General features: G+C 70.0%; 19 protein-coding genes and 5 pseudogenes. 11 read left to right on the forward strand and 13 right to left on the reverse strand.

Features of this window, described 5'->3' with window-relative positions:
* Positions 1 to 138 precede the first annotated feature (138 nt).
* The 3 genes and pseudogenes from ACZ4FV_RS31695 to ACZ4FV_RS31705 all read right to left on the reverse strand — a co-directional run.
* A complete protein-coding gene (locus ACZ4FV_RS31695; protein WP_465323852.1) occupies positions 139 to 696 on the reverse strand; it encodes a hypothetical protein in 558 nt (185 codons plus the stop codon).
* A 25-nt stretch (positions 697 to 721) separates the two neighbouring features.
* Positions 722 to 1,975, reverse strand: a complete 1,254-nt coding sequence (locus ACZ4FV_RS31700; RefSeq protein WP_465323853.1) for an IS256 family transposase — start codon at positions 1,973 to 1,975, stop codon at positions 722 to 724.
* Between the two features lie 396 nt (positions 1,976 to 2,371).
* A pseudogene (locus ACZ4FV_RS31705) lies at positions 2,372 to 2,502 on the reverse strand (helix-turn-helix domain-containing protein); the annotation flags it as partial.
* A gap of 794 nt (positions 2,503 to 3,296) precedes the next feature.
* Between ACZ4FV_RS31705 and ACZ4FV_RS31710 the strand changes: the two are divergent.
* The 4 genes and pseudogenes from ACZ4FV_RS31710 to ACZ4FV_RS31725 form a co-directional block, all read left to right on the forward strand.
* A pseudogene (locus ACZ4FV_RS31710) lies at positions 3,297 to 3,497 on the forward strand (ion channel); the annotation flags it as partial.
* A 120-nt stretch (positions 3,498 to 3,617) separates the two neighbouring features.
* Positions 3,618 to 4,551, forward strand: a pseudogene (locus tag ACZ4FV_RS31715) (TerC family protein); the annotation flags it as partial.
* 506 nt (positions 4,552 to 5,057) lie between these two features.
* On the forward strand, positions 5,058 to 5,414 hold the full coding sequence (locus ACZ4FV_RS31720; protein WP_465323854.1) for a hypothetical protein: 357 nt from the start codon (positions 5,058 to 5,060) through the stop codon (positions 5,412 to 5,414).
* A 16-nt stretch (positions 5,415 to 5,430) separates the two neighbouring features.
* Complete coding sequence (locus ACZ4FV_RS31725; protein WP_465323855.1) at positions 5,431 to 5,568, forward strand: hypothetical protein; 138 nt, start codon at positions 5,431 to 5,433, stop codon at positions 5,566 to 5,568.
* 160 nt (positions 5,569 to 5,728) lie between these two features.
* On the opposite strand, the gene ACZ4FV_RS31730 is transcribed toward ACZ4FV_RS31725, so the two are convergent.
* From ACZ4FV_RS31730 to ACZ4FV_RS31740, 3 genes and pseudogenes are all read right to left on the reverse strand, one after another.
* Positions 5,729 to 6,028 carry a DUF3040 domain-containing protein gene (locus ACZ4FV_RS31730; protein WP_465323856.1) on the reverse strand — a complete coding sequence of 100 codons (300 nt, stop codon included), beginning with the start codon at positions 6,026 to 6,028 and terminating at the stop codon, positions 5,729 to 5,731.
* Between the two features lie 434 nt (positions 6,029 to 6,462).
* Positions 6,463 to 8,001 (reverse strand): annotated as a pseudogene (locus ACZ4FV_RS31735) (SPFH domain-containing protein); the annotation flags it as partial.
* Between the two features lie 9 nt (positions 8,002 to 8,010).
* The gene (locus tag ACZ4FV_RS31740) at positions 8,011 to 8,232 is read right to left on the reverse strand and encodes a hypothetical protein (RefSeq protein WP_402239122.1); all 222 of its coding nucleotides are present in this window, start codon (positions 8,230 to 8,232) and stop codon (positions 8,011 to 8,013) included.
* A gap of 121 nt (positions 8,233 to 8,353) precedes the next feature.
* Here ACZ4FV_RS31740 and ACZ4FV_RS31745 point away from each other — a divergent pair, with 121 nt between their 5' ends.
* Positions 8,354 to 8,620, forward strand: a complete 267-nt coding sequence (locus tag ACZ4FV_RS31745; RefSeq protein WP_465323857.1) for a hypothetical protein — start codon at positions 8,354 to 8,356, stop codon at positions 8,618 to 8,620.
* 168 nt (positions 8,621 to 8,788) lie between these two features.
* Here ACZ4FV_RS31745 and nhaA read toward each other — a convergent pair whose 3' ends face one another.
* From nhaA to ACZ4FV_RS31760, 3 genes are all read right to left on the reverse strand, one after another.
* Entirely contained in the window at positions 8,789 to 10,087 is a 1,299-nt protein-coding gene (gene nhaA / locus ACZ4FV_RS31750) for a Na+/H+ antiporter NhaA (RefSeq protein WP_465323858.1), read from the reverse strand.
* 274 nt (positions 10,088 to 10,361) lie between these two features.
* Complete coding sequence (locus tag ACZ4FV_RS31755; RefSeq protein WP_395874019.1) at positions 10,362 to 11,471, reverse strand: PucR family transcriptional regulator; 1,110 nt, start codon at positions 11,469 to 11,471, stop codon at positions 10,362 to 10,364.
* A 104-nt stretch (positions 11,472 to 11,575) separates the two neighbouring features.
* Positions 11,576 to 12,859: a cation:proton antiporter gene (locus ACZ4FV_RS31760; protein ID WP_465323876.1), complete on the reverse strand. Its 1,284-nt coding sequence runs from the start codon at positions 12,857 to 12,859 to the stop codon at positions 11,576 to 11,578.
* Between the two features lie 265 nt (positions 12,860 to 13,124).
* Between ACZ4FV_RS31760 and ACZ4FV_RS31765 the strand changes: the two genes are divergently transcribed.
* The gene (locus tag ACZ4FV_RS31765; protein WP_395873985.1) at positions 13,125 to 13,847 is read left to right on the forward strand and encodes a hypothetical protein; all 723 of its coding nucleotides are present in this window, start codon (positions 13,125 to 13,127) and stop codon (positions 13,845 to 13,847) included.
* 619 nt (positions 13,848 to 14,466) lie between these two features.
* Positions 14,467 to 15,207: a PH domain-containing protein gene (locus tag ACZ4FV_RS31770; protein WP_465323859.1), complete on the forward strand. Its 741-nt coding sequence runs from the start codon at positions 14,467 to 14,469 to the stop codon at positions 15,205 to 15,207.
* Between the two features lie 87 nt (positions 15,208 to 15,294).
* Here the strand turns inward: ACZ4FV_RS31770 and ACZ4FV_RS31775 are convergent, their stop codons facing one another.
* The 4 genes from ACZ4FV_RS31775 to ACZ4FV_RS31790 all read right to left on the reverse strand — a co-directional run bounded on the left by ACZ4FV_RS31775 (position 15,295) and on the right by ACZ4FV_RS31790 (position 18,164).
* Entirely contained in the window at positions 15,295 to 15,774 is a 480-nt protein-coding gene (locus ACZ4FV_RS31775; RefSeq protein ID WP_465323860.1) for an ATP-binding protein, read from the reverse strand.
* Positions 15,775 to 16,126: 352 nt separating this feature from the next.
* Positions 16,127 to 16,606 (reverse strand): hypothetical protein, encoded by a 480-nt coding sequence (locus tag ACZ4FV_RS31780; protein WP_465323861.1) that lies wholly within the window; start codon positions 16,604 to 16,606, stop codon positions 16,127 to 16,129.
* Between the two features lie 233 nt (positions 16,607 to 16,839).
* Entirely contained in the window at positions 16,840 to 17,835 is a 996-nt protein-coding gene (locus ACZ4FV_RS31785; protein WP_465323862.1) for a hypothetical protein, read from the reverse strand.
* Positions 17,832 to 18,164 carry a hypothetical protein gene (locus ACZ4FV_RS31790; protein ID WP_395873995.1) on the reverse strand — a complete coding sequence of 111 codons (333 nt, stop codon included), beginning with the start codon at positions 18,162 to 18,164 and terminating at the stop codon, positions 17,832 to 17,834. The genes ACZ4FV_RS31785 and ACZ4FV_RS31790 overlap by 4 nt, the downstream gene beginning before the upstream one ends.
* Before the next feature lie 799 nt (positions 18,165 to 18,963).
* Between ACZ4FV_RS31790 and ACZ4FV_RS31795 the strand changes: the two are divergent.
* From ACZ4FV_RS31795 to ACZ4FV_RS31810, 4 genes and pseudogenes are all read left to right on the forward strand, one after another.
* A pseudogene (locus ACZ4FV_RS31795) lies at positions 18,964 to 19,336 on the forward strand (TerD family protein); the annotation flags it as partial.
* A gap of 19 nt (positions 19,337 to 19,355) precedes the next feature.
* A complete protein-coding gene (locus ACZ4FV_RS31800; protein WP_465323877.1) occupies positions 19,356 to 19,604 on the forward strand; it encodes a hypothetical protein in 249 nt (82 codons plus the stop codon).
* A 61-nt stretch (positions 19,605 to 19,665) separates the two neighbouring features.
* Positions 19,666 to 20,133: a hypothetical protein gene (locus ACZ4FV_RS31805; protein ID WP_465323863.1), complete on the forward strand. Its 468-nt coding sequence runs from the start codon at positions 19,666 to 19,668 to the stop codon at positions 20,131 to 20,133.
* Positions 20,134 to 20,249: 116 nt separating this feature from the next.
* Complete coding sequence (locus ACZ4FV_RS31810; protein ID WP_465323864.1) at positions 20,250 to 20,516, forward strand: GlsB/YeaQ/YmgE family stress response membrane protein; 267 nt, start codon at positions 20,250 to 20,252, stop codon at positions 20,514 to 20,516.
* Positions 20,517 to 20,549: the final 33 nt, after the last annotated feature.

Consider the following 20,549-nt stretch of genomic DNA (forward strand, 5'->3'; position numbering starts at 1 on the left):
GCATGCTCGCCGCTGCCGCAGCACGGTGATGACCTGGTGCCCGTGGTCGCAGTCGTAGCCGCGTCGAACGAAGTCGAACCCCCGAGTAATTGTCAAGAACTGTGGATGTGGTGCTGAGCGGCTGGGATCTCGCGCCGGCTACTGACTGAGGAGGACGATCAGCCCGCGTCCTGTTCGGGCTGCTTCCTCCAACCAGTTCTCGTGCATGTCCACGATGCGGAGAAAGTGCTCGATGTCACGGACGTCACGTCTGGTGATACGTGCTGGTATTGCCGCTTGCGCGGCGGCTTGTTCCAGCGCGGGCCACGGCACCGACCTCGCGCGTTCGAGTACTGCCCGCACCGTTGCCGGACGCATCGAGTAATACGTTTCGTATTCCGCAAGTTCGATGTCGACGTCGTCGGCCAGGTCCTCGGGCGGCTCGGGACAGCCCTGTCCAAGGTCGTCGAAGATGCAGCCGAGAAAGGCGTCTGCTTCGTCACGCAGTCGACCCGGCAACTGACGGCGCAAGATCTCGTAGTAGAAGCCGGCTTCGATGAAATCGAAGCCGCGATAGTCTCGTTCGATCGCGAACGGAAGATCGTCCCCGTTGGGATTTTCGGGTGCGTCCCAGTAGAAGTCGGTGCCACGGGACTTCCGGCAGGCCACGACAGCAGGTTCCCATTCGGCGATCAGGCAGATGACGTCGAAGCTCACCAGCCCCTCCTCACAGTTGATCTGGTCAAGCGGCCAGGGTCTCGGGGCGTTCGACGAGGTGGCCGCGCTCGAAGCGGGCTCCGGCGCGGACGAGGGCGACGAGGTGGGGTGCGTTGACCGCGCGCCAGCGGGCCTGCGCGGACTCGACGAGTTTGAACACCATGGCCACCCCGGCCGCGCGGGAGCCCGCGCCTTTGGTGACCTTGGTCCGCAGGCGGACCGTCGCGAAGGTCGACTCGATCGGGTTCGTGGTCCGCAGGTGGATCCAGTGCTCCGCGGGAAAGTCGTAGAACGCGAGCAGTTCGTCGGCGTCGTCGGCGATCTTCCGGACGGCTTTGGGGAACTTTCCACCGTACTGCAGCTCGAACACAGTGACGGCTTCCAGCGCCCGGTCCTTGTCCTCGGCGTTGTAGATGTCCTGGATCGCACGTTTGGCTGCGGGCTGCGCGGACTTGGGCATGCTGTCGAGGACATTCGCGGTCTTGTGGACCCAGCAGCGCTGTTCGCGGGTTTCGGGGAACACCTCCGCGATGGCCTTCCAGAACCCGAGGGCGCCGTCGCCGACGGCGAGGACCGGGGCGCGCATGCCGCGGCGGGCGGCATCGCGCAGCAGCCCGGCCCAGGCCTCGGTCGACTCGCGATAGCCGTCAGCGAGGGCGACGAGTTCCTTGGTGCCGTCCGCGCGCACCCCGATCATCACCAGCACGGCGGCTTTCGCCTGGTCGAGGCGGATGCGCAGGTGGATGCCGTCGGCCCACACGTAGACGTAGTCCGAGCCGGACAGGTCCCGGTCCATGAACGCGGTGTGGTCGGCCTGCCACTGCGCGGTCAGACGGGTCACCGTGGCCGGCGACAGACCGGCCGAGCTGCCGAGGAACTGCTCCAGGGCGGGCACGAAGTCGCCGGTGGACAACCCGTGCAGGTAGAGCAGCGGCAGCACCTCGCTGATCTTCGGGGACTTGCGGCACCACGGCGGCAGGATCGCCGAGGAGAACCGCCTGCGCTCCCCGGTCGCCTCGTCGACGCGGCGGTCGTTCACGCGCGGGGCCCTGACCTCGACCGCCCCGGCGACGGTGGTGACCGACCGGGGCTGGTGGTATCCGTTGCGGACGACCAAACGCCGTCCCGCCTCGTCGCGCTCGCCCGCCAACTCGGATACGTAGCTGTTGACTTCCGCTTCGAGAGCGGCGGCGAGCATCCGCCTCGCGCCTTCGCGGACGATCTCGTCGATCAACGACCCGCTTGGCGTGGAACCGTCGGCATTGATTACCGTGAGCACGGGCGTGCCTTCCCGACCGACGCGCCAACGTCGGCCTACTCGATGACCATCAAAGGATCATTCGGGAAGGTACGCCCTTTCGCGTTCCTCCTCGACACCGATCCACAGGTCTTGAGCATTGTTCACCCCGGGAACGTGTCGGTCATCTCGTCCACCCCACCCCGTGCCTGCTCCTCGGCTCGTGCCGTCGATGCGGCCATGATGGCGGAGGCCGAGTTGCGCGGTCATTGCCGGATTTCGGCAGTGTTGACGCGCCGTCGACGCCCGACATGCCCGCCGCGGCACCGTGCGTGATCAGTAGCAAGCAAGGGGTCGGCAGCCGGGAAACACACCTCGCGGTCTGTGCCCGTCAGCCGCTGGGTGTGGTCACGGTTCGATCAGGCCGACGCGGATGGCTTAGCGGGTGAGTTCGAGGCGGTCGCGCATCCCAGTTTTTGGAGGAGGTTGGCGCGGTAGCGTTCGACGGTCTTGGTGCTGATGACGAGGATGTCGCCGATCTCTTTGGAGGTGTGGCCTTCGGCGACGAGTCACCCACCGTGCTGACAATCCCCGCCGAAGCGCGGGAACTTCACCCCAAAGAGACGGACGCGCCCTCAAAGAACGACTCCGCCTGCCGGCCCGGATCCCACATGGTGTGTTTCGCCCTCGTGTTCGACGGCTTCGACGTGTTTGCGGGGGACGGTGAGGTGGCCTTCGCGGCGCCGGTACGCAGCTGCAGCGGCGAGGGTGAGCGTCCACCGGTCTGCCCGCATCGGCCCTGCCGCCGACACCGCCGACTGCTCCTCCTGCTCGGTGACGTCGACACCCACGCCCGTCAGCGCCTCCCGCTGCGCCGTCGTCCGGTGAATCCGCCCGGCTTGACGCTTCCGACCGTGGACGGAGGCGTTGGTCAACCATTCGGTAGTCCGGAGGTGTTCACGCCGTTCGATGTGGTGGAAGCGCGTTTCGACACCGACCTGCACGCCCGGTGGCTTCCCGTGGGGTCGATTGCTGCTTGACTACGATGCCGATTCGCGTAGGTGGGTCGGTTGTGGCGGAAGCCTGTGCACGCTGGGAGAAGAAGAGCACACCCTTTCTGGCGCTCCTGGCCTGGTGTCCGTGACCGCGGTTCGTCGTCAGCGAGGCCACCGCCGCACGAGTTCGCAGGTGATCGTCCTGGGGTAGGCGATCTGGGCGGTGTTCCTGGCGGACTACCTCGTGCGATTGGCGTTGAGCGAGGAACGGCTGACGTTCGTGCGCACCCATTCCCCTGGACCTGGCGGCGGTGATCCTGCCCGCGTTTCGGGTGCCGAGGCTGATCGCGGTCGTCGGACGCATCGGAATGATCGCCCGTCCGGGACGCGCCGAGCGACTCCTGGTCAGCACGACCGTCTCGGTGCTGAACCTCATCGTCGCCGGGGCGGCGACGGTCCTGGCTCCGGAATGTCGGGCGAGGACGCGAAGATCACCGACTCCGGACGCGCTGTGGTGGGCGATCACCACGGTCAGCACCGTGGGATACGGCGACCTGCGCCTCATCACGCCCGGTGTTCGGTCGGGGACGTTTGGCGGGCGCTGCTCAGAATGCCGGAGGGAGCGTGATGCCGCACACTGCGGTATAGGGGCCGGCGCACTCCGCGCAGGCCATGGTGAGGTGTTCGGCGTGCTTGAGGTCCCGCTCTGGTTGTGGGGGGCGTTCGCCGCGACGGTGGTGGTGTCGCTGGCGGTGGACCTGCTGGCCCACCGAACCGCGCACGTCATCGGTTTCAAGGAAGCCGCCGCGTGGAGTGCCTTGTGGGTGAGCCTCGCCCTGATCTTCGGCGCGGTCGTCTTCCTCGTCCTCGGCACCACTGCGGGCACGGAGTACACCACCGCGTGGCTGCTGGAGAAGAGCCTGTCGGTCGACAACCTCTTCGTCTTCGCCGTGATCTTCGCCTACTTCAAGGTTCCCCGCGCCTACCAGCACCGCGTGCTGTTCTTCGGCGTCATGGGCGCCCTCGTCTTCCGCGGGATATTCCTGTCTCTCGGCGTCGCCGTCGTCAGTCGCTTCACCGCCGTGCTGTTCGCCTTCGCTGCCATCCTCTTCTACAGCACCTACAAACTCCTCAACGACGAAGAAGAAAGCTTCGACCCGGGCAAGAGCTTCACCGTCCGGCTGCTCCGCAAGATCATCCCGGTCCGCGACGAATACGCGGGCACGAAGTTCTTCGTCAAGGAGGCCGGCAAGCGAATCGCGACCCCGCTGCTCGCGGTGATCGCCGCCATCGAGGCCGCCGACCTGATCTTCGCCGTCGACAGCGTCCCCGCCGTCCTCGCCGTCAGCGACGACGCCTTCATCGTCTATACCAGCAACGCCTTTGCCATTCTCGGCCTGCGGGCGCTCTACTTCATGTTGGCGGGCCTCCTGGACCGTTTCCACTACCTGAACAAAGGCCTGGCGATCATTCTCGCCTTCATCGGGGTCAAGCTCATCCTTCAGGCTTCCCACAAGATAGTCAGCCCCGGGATCCCGGAAATCCCCTCACCGGTGAGCCTCGCGGTCATCGTCATCGTCCTGACCGGTTCCGTGGTGCTCAGCCTCAGAAGGCCGACCCCGACAGGCGATCCGAAACAGGTTGACAAACCGAGGGACGCCTCCGCAGCCACCGAGCACTTCGAGGCGCCCAACGCCCCACCCGTGGTGGATGGCCCCGAGTCCCCGGCCGGTTCACCGGGTCGAGACGGGGAATCCCCTCTGCCTCGAGTCGGCGACGAAGAAAAACACTTTCCGACATACAAAAATGAACATACTAGAAGAAATAGTCAAGATGAAGAGTGAGGTCGACGCGGACGTGTGTCCGACCTGCAAACAGCCCGTGCCAACCGCAGTCCACTGCCGCAAGACCTTCGGGGGATTCGATCCCGTGCGGGGTCCGGGTGCAGTGCATGTCAAAACCGAGACCGTCCCGACTTCCGGTTGGAACCCGGCCGCAAGCAACGTGGGCTCGGAGTGACACAGTGCGCCCCGCCCCCACGTCCGCGTGGGGGCGGGGCCGAGCCGTTCGTGCGCCTGGACCAGGCCCGCTGTGCGAGGACCCACCGTCACCGGCCGTTACTTCGCCTCGTGTTGCTCGTGCGGGGTGACGCGGTGCGGCGGTTGACGCTCGAGGTGTTGGACGGGCTGAACGCGGACGACGCCGCCGGTGGCGGAAGCGCCGCGGAAGCGGCGCTCACACGCATCAGCGCCGAGGCTGCGTGGGGTACGACCGTGGCGGCCTGGGCCGACCTCCTCGCACGCCTGGACCCGACGGACCGCGACCACGACATGTTCGGAGACGGCTCGGCCGGCGTGGACCGCACGTCGCGCAACGTTGCGCGGGGCCTGGTCGACGCGGCCGCCTGCGGCGAGGAGTTCGCGTTGATCGCGGCGCGCGAGGCGCTGCTGAAACTGTCGGAGCTGCATCCGTGGGCCACGACCTGAGGCGCCGGCGTGGGCGGTGCAGCGCGCCCCCGACGCGGCCGGTGGGCTGCGGCGGGTGCTCGCCGTGCTCGCGCTGCCTCTCGTCGTGGTGCATGGCGAGGCCGACCAGGACATCCGGACGAGGCCCGAGCGCGCGCCGCGCTGGACCGGATGACGCGGCCTGACCGATCACAGGCTTCCTGCTCGCCGCCCGCTTGGGGCGTCGCGATCGGAGCCCTGGTCGTCGGCGCCATCCTCACCCTGATGCCCTGGAAAGCGGGCGGCGGCCAGGACACCGACCTCCACACGCCGACCCCGGCCGTCAACGTCACGGTCTACGGTGCGCCTGGTGGTCCGGGGTTGGCGGGTACCGGTACTGCCGGGCTGCTCGGTGCCGGGGGTGGCCGGTTGTTGTCCTCCAATTCGACCTTGGCGAGAGAGGCCAACACGACCACTGCGGTGATCAGCACGGCACACAGCACCGCCACGAACTGGCGCCGGGGGTTCGTGTGTGGTTGGGCCTCGTCGAGGCGGCGGTTGAGAGCTGCGAGGCGGGCGGCGAGGTCGGGATCGTCGTCGGCGAGGCGCTGTTCGATTCCGGCGAGGACGCGGTCGTCGCCGTTCGAGGTATCCATGTCGGTTCACCTGCCTTGTGCCGACGGCCGCCTGCGGGGACGGGCGGTGAGAGGCCGCCGGCACGGGTTACGCGGGTCCGGTCTTGGCGGCTGTGGAGGCTTGCTCGGGTGGTTGTGGCGTATCGGTGGACGCTGCGGTGGCGGGTTGGCGCAGCAGGTCGACGAGGCGCAGGATTTCCATGGGGAGGGGGAAGATGAGGGTGGAGTTTCGTTCCCCGGCGACTTCGGCCATGGTCGACAGGATGCGCAGGTGGAGGGCTGCGGGGTGTTCCTCGAGGGGATCGCGGCGGCTCCGAGCGCTTCGGCGGCTTCGAACTCTCCGCGCGCGTGGATGACCTTGGCGCGTCGGTCGCGTTCGGATTCGGCCCGCCGGGCATGGCGCGCCTCATGGTCTCGGGCAGTTCGACGTCCTTGACCTCGACGAGGGTGACCTTGATGCCCCAAGGGTCGGTGACCTGGTCGATGATCTGCTGTGGGCGTTGGTTGATCTCGTCGCGGTTGACGAGGAGTTCGTCGAGGTCGACCTGGCCGAGGATGCTGCGCAGGGTGGTCTGGATGTGGTTCTCGACGGCGACGACGGAGCGGTTGGGGTCGACGACGTTGAAGTAGGTGACGGCGTTGACGCGGACGGTGACGTTGTCCTTGGTGATGACGTCCTGCGGTGGGATGTCCATGGTGACGGTGCGCAGGGACACGCGGACCATGCGGTCCACGAACGGGATGATGAGGAACAGTCCCGGGCCCTTCGCGCCGATGTCGACCCAGGCCTGGCCGGTGGGTCCGTCGGCGTGGTGGACGACCGCGTCGTGTCCGACGAGTGCTTCCTGGCCGGTGGTGGGTCGGGCCTTGCGGGCTCGCCATGCGAGGCGCCCGGCGAGCAGCGCGCCGGCGCCGGTGACCACCGCGGTCGGCCACAACACCGCGGGGTCGACGCCGACGTCGCCGTCGAACAGCAGGAGACCGCCGAAGACCAGGGCGGCGGTGCCGCCGACGGCGAAGACCCCGAATCCGGCCGTGAAGACCTCGGCGGCGAACGACGCCGCCGCGAGCAGCAGCAAAAGCAGGCCCGCGACGTCGAACGGCAGGACACTCAAGGCGGTGAACCCGAGGACCAACAAGACGACGCCGGCGACGCCGGCCAGGCCCACGCCGGGAGCGGCGAGTTCGTAGACGATCGCGAGCGTGCCGATGGACAGGAAGAGGAAGGCCAGTTCCGGGTTGGCGAGGGTCTGGCGTACGTCATCGAAGAAGCCGAGGTCGTGCCCGACCTCCTTGGCCCGGGCCGTCTGCAGCGTCACCTGCCGGTCGGGTGCCACGGTGACTTCACGGCCGTCGAGGCCGGCGAGCAGCTCGCCGCGGGTGGCGGCGGTGAGGTCGACGACTCCGTCGTCCAGCGCCTGCCGGTCGGTGATGGCCGTACCCTCGCGGACCATGTCCTCGGCAAAGGCGGTGTTGCGGCCACGCTGTTCGGCGATGGCGAACGCCGCAGCGTCGTTGACGACTTTACTGCTCGCCGTATCGCCGCTTCCCGTGACGGGCGTACCGGCGCCGATGTGGGTGCCCGGCGCCATGGCCGCGACGTTCGAGGACAGCACGATGTATGCCCCCGCCGAGGCCGCCCGCGCGCCCGACGGAGCCACGTACACCACGACCGGCACGTGCGCGCCGAGGAAGTCGCCCACGATGTCGCGTGTCGATTCCAAAAGCCCGCCCGGAGTGTCCAGCTCGACGATGTACGCCTGTTGCCCGTCCCGCTCGGCGACCCGCACGCCGTCGGCCAGATGGTCGGCGATGACCGGGGTGATTGTGTCGTCCACCCGTGTGACCAGCACCGTTGACCCCGAGGCAGGAGGGGCGAGCGAGAGGGCTGCGACGGCGAACACGCCGATCACCGCGAGCAGCGGAGCCCGCGTCACAGCCACTCGGCCTCGAGGCATCGTCCTTTCCTCTCGCCGTCCGATGCCCGCCGACATCGCAAGCGCCTACATCAGGCGTACCCGCTGCGGTCCGGCCGACCCGAGCCACAGATGTCGAGGTCCAGGACTCCTCGGATCGCGGGCTCGGTAGCCCGGCTGATGGAGGGCGTCGAGGGCATCGCCAGGCTGCACGCCCTGGTCGCCCGGCACGGTGGCGAGCATCAGGAACCCGAGCAGGTGGTGGTCGGGATCGAGACCGACCGCCCGCACCCGCTGCGACGAGGCCAACGCCTGGGCTCACCCTGGCGACCTCGCCGCGGCTTGACACCCAGCGTCATGGGATGTCTCAACCGACAAGACCACCCCGTCGGCCGAGACCCGCGACGCCTCTATGCCCGAACGCCTCACGATGTCGAGGGCGCCGAGTGTCCCGTCGCCGGTGATCACCGTGGGCGCGAGTCGCAACCCGGGCGTGGGCAGCGCGGGCGTCGTCCACGAGTGCTGGGCCGATCCCGACCGAGACGACGATCTCGTTGCCCAGGTATCGGGCGAGGAGGGCCGCGATCCGGCCGAGGCCGGTGCCGATCTCCAGGACGACGCGGCGGTGACCCTCTTGCCCGCGGTGGCGGCCATGATCCCCGAGATTCGCCGGCGCACACAGTGCCGTCCCGGGTGAGGTCGACCGGGACGCCGTTGCGGCGGTGAAGCAAGGCCGCTACTCGTGGGGAGACCCGAATGCTGATGCCCGGGTGGAACAGGGGAGTGCGCGACGCGTCCAGGATTCGCTGCCGGTCGGTGGCGTTGTCTTTACGGCGCCGGGGACGTCGGCGGTTGTCGGTCGGTGTCATGGGTGTTGGTGGATGTCGGGGATGCCGTCGTGGTCGAGGTCGGCGTTCTCGGCCTTGAACAACCTGCGGTAGAGCACGTCACGGCGTTTGAGGAGCGGCACTGCCAGGGCGGCGGCGAGCAGGGAGCCGACCAGGACGGCGGCTTTGACGTGTTCCGCGGTGGCCGGGTCGGTGAAGGCGAGTTCGCCGATGAGGAGGGCGACGGTGAAGCCGATGCCGGCCAGGACGGCGAGGGCGAGGACGTCGGCCCATGCGAGGTCGGGGTTGAGGCGGGCGCGAGTGAAGCGCGCCGCCAAATAGGTGCCTGCGAAGATCCCGACAGTCTTTCCGGTGACCAGCCCCAAGACCACGCCGAGCGCTTCGGGGTGGGTGAACACCTCGCCCAGCGCGGGCCCGGAGAGTGTGACGCCGGCGGCGAAGAGCGCGAACAGCGGTGCGGCCAGCGCGGCGGAGACCGGGCGCAGCAGGTGCGCGGCGCGGTCTCCCGGCGAGGCGTCCTCGTGGGGATGGGGTCCGGTGCCGTCGTCGGGGCGGGTACGCAGGATCAGTCCCATGGCGACGCCGGCAACGGTGGCGTGCACGCCACCGTTGTACATCAGCGCCCAGATCGCCACGCCGAGCGGGGTGTACCACCACCAGCCGCGCACCCGCAGCCGCTGCAGGACGTAGAAGACCACCAGCCCGGCGGCCGCGCCGGCAAGGGCGAGGGGGTTGAGGTCGGAGGTGAAGAACAGGGCGATGATCAGGATGGCGCCGAGGTCGTCGACGACGGCGAGGGTGAGCAGGAACGCCCGCAGCGCGGACGGCAGATGGGTGGAGAGCACGGCGAGGACGGCCAGGGCGAAGGCGATGTCGGTGGCCATGGGCACCGCCCACCCCTGGGTGCTGCCCCCGCCGACGCCGACGGTGGTCAGGTAGACCGCGGCGGGCACCGCCATCCCGCACACCGCGGCAACCACCGGCAGGGCCGCGGTGGCCGGGGTGCGCAACTCGCCGACGACCAGTTCGCGTTTCAGCTCGATCCCGGCGACCAGGAAGAACACCGTCAGCAGCCCGTCCGCGCTCCAGTGCCCCACCGACAGGTCCAGGCCGAGCGCGGAGATCCCGAAGTGGAAGTCCCGCGCGTCGGCATAGCTGCTGCTCCAGGGGGAGTTCGCCCACGCCAGCGCCACCACTGCGGCGACGAGCAGCACGATTCCGCCGACGGTCTCGGTGCGCAGCGCGGACGCCACCGCAGCCCGCTCCGGCCACGACGGCAACCCCAGAAAGGTGCGGGGTTCCTTCTCGGATGCCATGACGATGGTGCCTTCCGGACTGGTTGAAGGGCGCACTCGCCCACCGACGCCGACCAGACTTCCCGGCACACCCCGCGCCATCGACGCGTTGCTCACACCTTAACCAGGCGGGATCGGCCGCACACTCGCGATCGGTGCCGCAACGGACGGGCGCGTTCACGGCGGCGGCGGGAAGGTTCCGGCGAGGTCGTACCCGGTCGGGCTTCCGACGCGGTCCCGCCGGTGGATGAGGGCGCGCACGCTCGGCCGGGGGCAGGGCCTTCCGCCAGGGCGTTCACGGTTGCTCGTGGTCCGGCCAGCCCAGCAGTCGGGCGCCCATGGCGGCGGTTTCGAGGGTGAAGCGTTGCATGGGGTCGGTGGTGTCGTAGCCGGTGAGGGTTTTGATGCGTTGGAGGCGGTAGGACAGGGTGCGGGGGATGATGTTGAGGCGGCGGGCGGCTTCGGCGCCGTTGTAGCCGGCCTCGGCCAGGACTGTGAGGGTTTCCAGGAGCGGGTCGGGGCCGCCGCGTGCCTGTTCGAGGGGTCCCAGAACGGTGCGGACGAGGTCGGCCATGGCGGCTCGGTCGCGCATCAGGACGGGGAAGACCAGCAGGTCGGCGGCGTGCAGGAAGGTGGCGGGCAGGTCCAGGCGGGTGGCGAGGTCGAGGGCGGCGAGGGCTTCCTCGTAGGAGCGCACGACTCCGCCGGCGCCGGTGTGCGGGCGGCCGAAGGCGACGGTGTCCGCCCCGGCTCGGTCACCGCCGGGATGGGTGGCGTATTTGGCGAAGGCGTCGAGTGCGGCGCGTTCGGTGCTTGCCGCGATGCAGACCATGCGGCCGTCCTTGGTGGTGAGCAGGATGTCGCGGTCGCCGAAGCGGCCGACGAGTTCGCGTTCGACCCGCCGGACCAGGGGGTGGACGTCGTCGTACGGGTCGCCGCCGACGGCGACGGCCACCGCGTGGGCGTGCGCCAAGCGCAGTCCGAAGCGTTCGGCGCGCTCGGCCAGGCGCCCCAGGTCGCTGCGCCCGTACAGGAGGTCGTCGATGAACTCGCGGCGTGCCGCCTCCTCCTGACGGACCGCCAGGCGTTGGGCGTGTTCGTGGCCTCGGGCGAGGGCGTCGACGGCGGCTTCGAGGGCCGTTATGACGTCGGCGCCGGCGGTGGCGGCTCGGGTGGTGTTCGTGGGGCGGGCGATGCCGGGGAGGGTGGTCCAGTGTTTGCGGGTTTCGGCGAGGTAGAGGGTGATGAGTTCGCGCCATCCGTAGCCGGCTTCGGCGGCGTATTCGCCTTGCGCGCGCAGCGCGTCGAGTTCGGGGCGACGCAGGCGGCGGCCGGTGGTGGAGACCTCCGCGAGCATGTGAGTGTAGGTGTCGAGGTAGTCGTCGGGTATCGCGGCGCGGGTCATGCGCATCCTCCCGGGCGTGTGGTGGGGAAGTACCGGTGACCGGTCGTCGCGCGCGACGGGTGGGGACTCGCCCGAGTGCTCGTTCACCAGGTCATGTGCGCGCATCACGAACTCCCTTTTTGCTCGCCGGCGGTGGTTCCGGTTCCTGGTGTGTGCACGTGCGGCTTCTTGACGGCCACGGCGTGGACGGGGGCCGCGTCGTCGTCGGGGATGCCGACGAGGTCCTCGACGTCGAAGGCGCGGGCGACGGGAACGTCCGTGCTGCTGTGCGCGACGATCGAGAAGGCTATGCACACCGCGATCACGGTGTATGCGTCCTCGCCGTGCGGGATGCCCGACTGGAGCACCAACAGGCCGTAGACGACGGACGCGAATCCCTTGGGCCCGAACCACGCCGCGGCCAGGCGCTCGCGCCGGTCGATGTCGGTGCCCACCAGCGACACCAGGAGCGAGGCCGGGCGGATCACCACGATCGCCAACACCACCGCGACGTAGCCGCCCACCGACAGGTCCCCGAACAGGCTCGGCGTCAGCAGCGCCCCGAACACCAGCAGCGCGGCGAATTTCGCCAGCTCCGACAGTGCCTCCCCGAGCGGCTCGAACACCGCCTTGGACTCCGGTGAGATCGATGCCAGGACGGCGCCGGCGGAGAACGCGGCGAGGTAGGGGTTGGCGTGGGTGAGGTGGCAGGTCGCGTACAGGATCACCCCGGTCGCCAACGGCAACAGCGGCTGCAGTTTGGGTTCGGCGCCCAACAGCCTGAACCGGGTGAGCAGGTGGACCAGCAGCGGCAGCACGACGCCCAGGGCGAGTCCGGAGACCAGTTCGGCGCCGATCTTCGCCGGTGACGCCTCGGCGGAGTGCGCGGTGGGTCCGGCGGCGGCGATCAGCAGCAGGACGACCGGCAGGGCGAGGCCGTCGTTGACGCCGCTCTCGACGTTGAGCAACTCGCGCAACCGGGCCGGGACTTCCTTGCGCCCGACGATCGCCGACGCGAACACCGGGTCCGTCGGTGCGAGCACGGCCCCGACCAGGAACGAGGTGGTCCAGTCCAGGCCGACGAGGTAGTGCGTGGCCAACGCCATGCCGACGAACGCCAACGGCATCCCCACACCGAGTGCGCGGGCGGGGTTGCGCCAGGTGGTGCGCAGTTTGGGGAAGGAGACGTGCATGCCGTCGGTGAACAGCACCGCGAACAACGCCAGGTCGGCGGTGACCGAGACGATCCCGCTGTCCGGGGTGATGTGGATCAGCCCCAGGAAGCCGTCGCCGACCAGCGCGCCGCCGCCCAGGAACAGCAACGATGTGGACAACACCGATCGCGCTGCCAAACCGGACAACAGCACCGCAACCAGAAGCGCGACACCGAACACCGCGATGAGCACCACGACAAGCCCCCGATCGACGAAGAGAGTTCTCTTGACCGCCGACCAGGCTTCCCGGCACACCGAGGAGGAACTTACACGCTCTTGACGCGGCCGCGACAGGGAGGAAGAGATACCGGCGAGGGCCCTCTTCGCTGCCGGAACCCGGCAGTGGGCCTCCCGAATCGGTGCCGCGAGGGCCGGTGCGCGGATATCCGTGCGGCGCAACGGGTACGGCGGCGAACTCCCGCCGGGCGGCGTCCGTGATCACGAGGGTAGTTTCTTGCGGATGATCACTGCCTCGGGAACAACACGCACGGCGATCGCGGCGCTGGGCCTTTCGGCCGTCGTGGTCGCCTCCGGATGCACCTCGGACTCGCCCCACGAGGACGAGGCGATGTCCGTGCAGGACCTGCGCGAGCGCACGCGCAAGGTCGACAAGGGCACGCCCTGTCCCTTCCGTTTCGATGTCGCCGCGGCGGCCCGCGCGGCCGGGATCACGCAACCGGTCCGGCCCGGAGACCCGCAGAGCGAGGGCAGCGAGACCCCGGCGCGTCCCGCGCAGCCCGCCACACCCGCCGTCGGCACCGCGCCCGCCGGGCCCGAGATCCCGGCGAGTCCGGCCGTGTGGGGCATCACCTGCAACTACGAGGTCGGCGCTTCACGACTGGAAGTACACGTGGTGGGCAGCTCCGCCGCCGACACCGCGATCAACATGTTCGCCCCGGTGATCCAAAGGGGCGGCGCGTTGAAGACCGACGACCTGGTCGGGTTCCTGCGCGATGCCACCGCCGCGGGGCCGGGCACGGTGATGGTCACTCCCGGCCGAGGAACGGTCGCGACGGCGCGGCTGCCTGTCGCCGGCGACGGCGACATCGCCGTGGTCCTCACATCGACGCATCAGGACGCTCTCGCCGACCCGGCCCCATCGGGGCCGGCACTCGTGTCGATGACCGAGGCGATTCGAGAGGGTGCCCGATTCCGAGGCGACGGCGGGGACAGCCGGGAATGATTACGCTGCCCGGACGTGGCGGCGCTGCGGGTACCCGTCCGTCGGGTCCTCCCGTGCGGGCATGAGCCGGGCCGATTCAGCACAAGGGCGCACGCCCCACCGCCGAACCCTCGTTGGCGTCGTCCGGCATCGCCCACAGGACGTCCTGGGGCACGGGCCCAGTTCGGGCCCCCGTCGTCGACGGACGCATCCCCTGTCGGGGGCTCCGTCCCACGCCGGGACAGGCCTGGCCTCGCAGCGGATGGTCTCGGACGTGGTCTGGGCCGAGTGTTTCCGTCGGGACGGACCGAACTCGGACCGAGCACCGACCGAGGGCCAATCGTGGCGGACCTGCGCGAAGACAGCGCGAACACTGCCGGAATGCGGCAGTGCACGCGGCCGGGCCGTTGCGCCAGCATCGAGCCCGTCCGGCACGGTTCGTGGGCCGTTGCCGACAGGTCGGCGGGCCGGTCGCGGCGGCGCGGTGCACGCACGGATCCCGCGCGCCCCGGGCGGGTTCCCCAGCGGATGACAGGGGTCGGGTGCGATGGGCAGGCAACGTGGGGAAACAAGGACCCTGCGGTACCGCGGGCGGCTCGTCCTTCCGGCTGCGGCGGCCGTGTTCGGGTGCGGTGTCCTCGTGCTGAATCTGCTCGCGGTCGTTGCGGGGCGTGGGCCGTTCGCGTCCCGTCTTCCCCATGGCCCGGTGCCGTGGGTGTTGTGGACGGTGTTGACGCTGGTGTGTGTCCGGGGATCCTTGCGTCGGGTGATCCTTGGGCCGGACGGTGCCGTGGTGGTCGGCGTCTTCGCGAGCAGGCGCATCCGGTGGGCGGAGGTGGCGGAGGTGGAGTTGGCCCGGCGGACCGTGCGTTCCTCGGCTGCGGGACGTTGGCGGGTCGTGCTGCGCATGCGCGATCACGCCACCGTGTGGGTTCCCGGGTTCCTGCACGGCTCGGTGCTCGGCGGCCTGGATCGCAGCCTCGGCGAGATCAAGATCCTGGACCGGAGCCGCTATCCCGTGGGGCACACCGAAGCGCCCCCGGAGGCCCCTGCGGATCTCGCCCGGCTGCATCGGGAGTTGCGGACCGCGTGGCTGCGGGCCGGCGGAACTCCGGTGGCCCACGAGGCGCGGGTGCGCGAGATGGGCGGACGGCGGCGCGAACGGCGGGCCGCCGTCGAGAAGCACAGTGCCGAACTCGCGGACCGGGTGGCCCGGATCGAGTCGAGGGCCCGCGACCTCGGTATCGCGCTCCCTGAACCGCCGCCGGCCGCGGCCGGGCTCGATGGTGCCACGGCGCAGGAACGGATCGATGCCCTTCGGCGGCACCTGGACGCGGTGCGACGCCGGATCGAGGAGCACGCGAACGGCCGACCGATCTGATCGGTGACCAGGGCGGGACGCGGAATCCGTACCGCGACTCGGATTTGCCGGTGTCGGCCGTGCCCTGTCCCGGCCTCGCGTGCTCGCTCATGTGACCGTCTCGGGGTCGGGGCCCGTGCGGGAGTAGGGGACTCGGGCGGTGACGGCTTTGCCGGTGGGGGTGTCGAGGACCGAGAGGACGGCGAGGGAGCGCACCAGTTCGAGGCCGTGGCCGTGGGGTCGCTGCGGGTCGCGGGGGCGCGGAGTGGGGTGGGCCCCGGCGGTGTCGTGCACGGTCACGCGTACCCGGGCTTCGGTGTGCTCCAGTTCCAGGACGCAGGGGCCGGGGGCATGGCGGACGGCGTTGGTGACCAGTTCGCTGACGACGAGTCCCACCGTCTCGACGAGGGTGTCGTCGGCGCGGGGGTGGTCGGTGACGAAGGCGCGTGCGGCTGTCCGCGCGGCGGCGACGACGCCGGGGGCGCCGGCGTCCAAGGGGATCGAACGTGTGGTGTGGGCGCGCGCCGACGGCGCCGGGTCGCGGCGGCGCGGCGCGGGTGTTGCCGGTCGGTCGTGCGCGTCGGACACGGTGCTCTCCGGGGTGGGACGGTCTGCGGCCGGGCGGTCGACGTGTGACCGTGCGTCGAATTCCCATGGACAGGGGCCCGTCGTGCGCGTTCGAGGTGTTCTTTGTGCTCCCGGCGCGCACTTCGAGGGAATCGGGAAGGCTCTCTCTACAAGGCGACCTGGTCGGCGGGCGGGCCCGGCTGGCTGTGCGGCATGGTTGTGGGCTGGATCTCGTTCGAGGTGGTTCGGTCGCCTGCCGCTGCGATCACGAACGCGGCGATACGTGCGGGGCGAGTGGGGCACGGAGGCGGAACACGCCCGTCCGGCGGGGCCACAGGGCATCCGTATGCGGCCGGTTCGCCGGAATCCCGGGTCATTGCGGGGGCAGGGGCGGGATCGTGACGGGTTTGCCGAAGTCGCCGTAGTCGGTGTGAGCGGTCAGGTGGGCGCGGGTGGATTCCTGGCGCAGGATGTGGGGCGGTCCTTCGGCGGCGACGCGGAAGAGGGCGGTCTCCCGTTCCGTCGTCGCGTTGACGGTGTCGGTCCGGGTGCCGTCGACGGCACCGCTGTTGCCGAAGGTCAGGGTCGCCCCCGGGGAAACGGGGATCGTGAACAGTCGGGAGCAGCCGCCGGGCACTCGGGAGAGGACGTAGTCGGTGGCGTCCGCCGGGTTGTCGCTGGTGAGTGACCGGCTCGTCGCGGAGACTCCGTCACGGCAGATGATTCGGCCGATGACCTCGAAGTTGCGTTTGACGACGGAATGCAGGCCCTGGGCGGGGTCGTACCAGGTTTCGACGGTGACATTGGACACCGAGGTGGTCGTCCCCGTGGCGTGGAAGGTCGTTGCCTCCATTGCCGCGTTTGCGCGCTCGGCACGCGCCGCGGCCGCGCTGTCGGTGGTCGGCTCGCCATCGCCGTCATTACCGCAGCCGGTCACGAAGACGGCCGACAGCGTCAGCGCCGCTGCTACCCCCCGCGTCCGGGCACCTCGTGCGGCGTCGGGACGGAAGAGGCGACGAAGGTCGTCCACGGGTGGCCTTTCGAGTCGGCGGGTGGGGGCTTGGTTCCGCGGGGGAAGGTGTGTGCTCATCCGCAGCCGAGGCTTTCCGCGACGAGGTTGAGGACGGCTCGTTTGCTGTGGGCGTGGTCGGCGTCGGTGCCCGTGGTGATCAGGTGGACGTAGCGGCGTTCGGTGCCGCAGACGACTTCGGTGACGCCGTCGCGGTCGTAGCGCAGGTCCTCGTCGGTGAGGACGAGTTGGGCGCCGCGTGTGGCGGTGACGGTGGCGCGGATGCCGGTGGGTGAGAGGGCGGCCACGACCTTGGGGTCGTGGACGAGGGTGACGCCGAGCAGGCCGGGGCCGAACGCGGCGGAGCCGGCGGCGTCTTCGCGCTTGATGACGGCGCAGCGGCTGATGGCGTCGGCGATGTCGATGGCGCCCAGTTGGGCCAGGTCTTCGCCGTTGCCGTCCAGGGACGGCGGCAGTCCGGGGATGCCGCAGGGGGTGGGGCCTGTGTTGCGGGGGTGGGGGTCGAGTTCTTGCAGGTGGGCGGCGGGGAAGGGGGTTTGCCCGCCGCACTCGCGGATGCGGGTGTCGCCGACGGCGAGCAGCAGGCGGGCGGTCAGGTCGATGCTCGCCCGGTCGTCGGTGCCGGCGGAGGGGACGTCGGCGTTGACGATGCGGTCGCCGCACGGCCCGAGATACAGCCATCCGTCGGTGTGCTTCTGGCCCGGTTTGACCATGCCGGGCAGGCGGCCCCCCAGGGGTACGGCGCCGAGTTGCCACCACAGGTGTGTGCGCAGCGCGGTTTTCATGACGGTGACCGTGGTGGTCCAGTCGCCTTTGCGGATGGTGCAGGTCGCATCGCCCCAGTGGTCGGTGCCCTCCTTCACCTTCCACGCGCCGTCGCGGGGCGCGGCGTTTTCGAGGACCTGCGCGTTGATCGAACCCCAGCACGCGCGGTCGGGCAAGCCGTCGGTGTGTTGGGCAGCCCAGATCATGCAGCCGGCCGCGACCAGGATCAGGACGGCGGCGGCAGCGGCCAGGCGCTGGGCGTTGCGATCGATGACGGGGGCGGTCACAGCGCGGCCTCGGCCCGGGGCGCGGTGTCGGCGTGCTCGATCCGCGCGGCGGTGGCGATCAGGGCGAGACCGGCCAGCAGCAGTGCCCCTCCGGCCATGGTGCAGGCGGCCACCACCGGTGGCGCGGCGTCGGCGATCCGGGGCACGGCGTTGAGCGGCGCTATCGCCCACCCGGCCGCCAGTCCCCACGATCTGCGTCGCCGCGACCGCGGGCTCGTCAGGCCTGCCCGGGGTGGCAGGCGCCCCGTGTGGGTCGCCCAGACGAGCGGGAGCAGCATCATCGTGGCCGCGGCAAGGGCTATCGCGTGGTAGGCGGGGTTGCCGTTCATGGTCCGTCCTTGGGGGTGTCCGAGTGGGGTGGGTGCCTATCGGATGGGTGGGTGCGGGCGGTGGCGCGAGGGTGGATCGACGCGAAGTCGAGCCGGTGGCGGCGACACCGCGAGTCGGCCGTTCGGGGCTTCGTCCATGTGGGTGGGCACCGGTGTCTTGGCCGAGCGGGGAGCGTGGCGGCCGGTGTTCGCCCGGCGGCCGGGTGGTGGCGGGCGTGTCGGTACGCACGGTGACGTACTCCCGGTGCCCGGCGGGGGCACCCGCCCACGCGAGTGGGCCGGCACGGGACGTGCGTCTTGTCGGTGAGCAGCACCGCGAACACCGCCGAAGCCGCGGCAATTTGGACCACCATGCTGTCGGCTGTGATGCGGATCGCCCCGGGGAATCCGTCGCCCGCGGTCGCGCCGGCCCGGGTGATGGGCAACGGCAGGGACGTGCACCGTGCGGACCGGGTTGCCGGGCCGGAGCCCGGTACCGGGAGAACGAGGGAGTGCGACACCGTGGACGGCAACCAGCACCATGATGTGAGCCCCGATCAGCGAAGAGATTGATCCCTTGTTCGCCGACCAGGCTTCCCGGCACTCCACCGGGAACTCTACCGGTCCCCCATGCACCCCCGACAGACCTTCAGCGTCTCCTCGACGTGACGCTGCGTCAGCAAAGCGGGGCGGGTCCGACGCGGGTAATCACCGGAGCGGAACCGGAAACCACGTGAGGAGCGGCGGGAGTTCCTTCGGCCATGCTCGGTGGTCCGAAGGTCCGAACCGCGATCCGGACGTCTCGGAGAGGACACAAGCGATGGGCGTCAGCCTCAGCAAGTGCGGAAACGTATCCCTGACCAAGGCCGCCCCCGGTCTGTTGGCCGTGGTGATACGGCTTGGGCTGGGACGTGCGCACCACGACCGGTACGGACTTCGACCTGGACGCGAGTGCGCTGCTGTGTGACGCGTCCGGCAAGGTGTTGTCCGATCAGGACTTCGTGTTCTTCAACAACCTGATGAGCCCGGACGGTTCGGTGCAGCACACGGGCGACAACCTCGCCGGTGACGGTGAGGGCGACGACGAGCAGATCAAGGTCAACCTGGTCGCGGTGCCCGCGAACGTGGACAAGAGCGTCTTCCCGGTGTCCATTCACGACGCCGAGGGCGCCGGTCCCGGAGCGGGGTTCGTCGGACCTGTTCGAGACGGCGCTGCCGGCCGGTGGTCCGGGTCGGGCGGCGGACGTGGCCACGGTGACCTTGCAAGCGCGCGGGATCGTGCGGATCGAGGCCGACGGTCGCGTCGCCGATTCGGGGACGCAGGCCCCGGGGGATCCGATCGCCGGTGCGGTGGTCGAGGAACTACGACGACACGGTGGCGTGGCGTCGCTCGTCGAGGTGCGGGTGGCGGCGGCGCAGAGCCCGTCCGTCCTGGCCGTCGAGAGCGGCTCTTCGGCATGAAGTTGCTGAACCCGGCCGCGCGGGAAGCAGGCCGCGGTCGGCTCGGGTGGCCCTGGCGGTCGTGCTCGTTCTCGCCGGGAGCGCCGGATGCGCGTTCATGGCGTGGTGGCTGTCCGAGCGCTATGACGAATTGGAGGGTCCGCTGCCGGAGCACGGTCGGAAGTACCCGGAGCGGCTCGCGCTGTACCCGCAGTCGAGCCTTGCGAACGTCGGGGCGGCGCAGCCCGGCGGCTCGGGGTTGGGGTTGTTCGCGGTCGCCGGGCCCGAGCGGTTCGGGGATCCGGCGTTGGCGTCCGTGCTGATCCAGGCGGGCCGGAGCAGCGCAGCCCGGATTCGCAGTCGTGGTTGGACCGAGGACCAGTGGCATCGGGCGGCGAACGCCCGCGGCCCGCTCGGCGGCCCCTCGCACCTCGACCAGGCACGTGCAGCCCCTGCGGCATACGGTTCGCCGAACGGGGCAGAAGCGGGTTGGTCCGAAGCCAGGTACGCGCAGCCGCCGTGGCACCTCCTGGAGAAACCTCAGGGGTAGGAGCCCAGGTTGGTCGATGGCTCGTCGACTCCGGCCGACCCCGACGACCCCGCCGTACCCCTCGGGGTGCAGGGTGGTTGTCGCTTCATCTCCACTTTCGGAGGACAGGACACACCGTGGGCATCATCGCGTGGATCATCCTCGGTCTCATCGCGGGCGTCATCGCCAAGCTCCTGGTCCCGGGACGCGATCCGGGCGGGTGCCTGATCACGATCCTGATCGGTATCGCCGGCGCGGCCCTGGGCGGGTGGATCGCCGCCGAGGTCTTCGACCGCCCCTTCGAGAAGGACTTCTTCGACCTCAAGACCTGGGGCGCGGCGATCGGCGGATCGCTGGTCCTGCTGATCTTCTACCGAATCTTCTTCGGCCGAGCCCGACGCTGACCTGCCGGTGCCCGTGAAGACGGCGTCCGTCCC

The sequence above is a fragment of the Embleya sp. NPDC025285 genome (genome assembly GCF_055558835.1).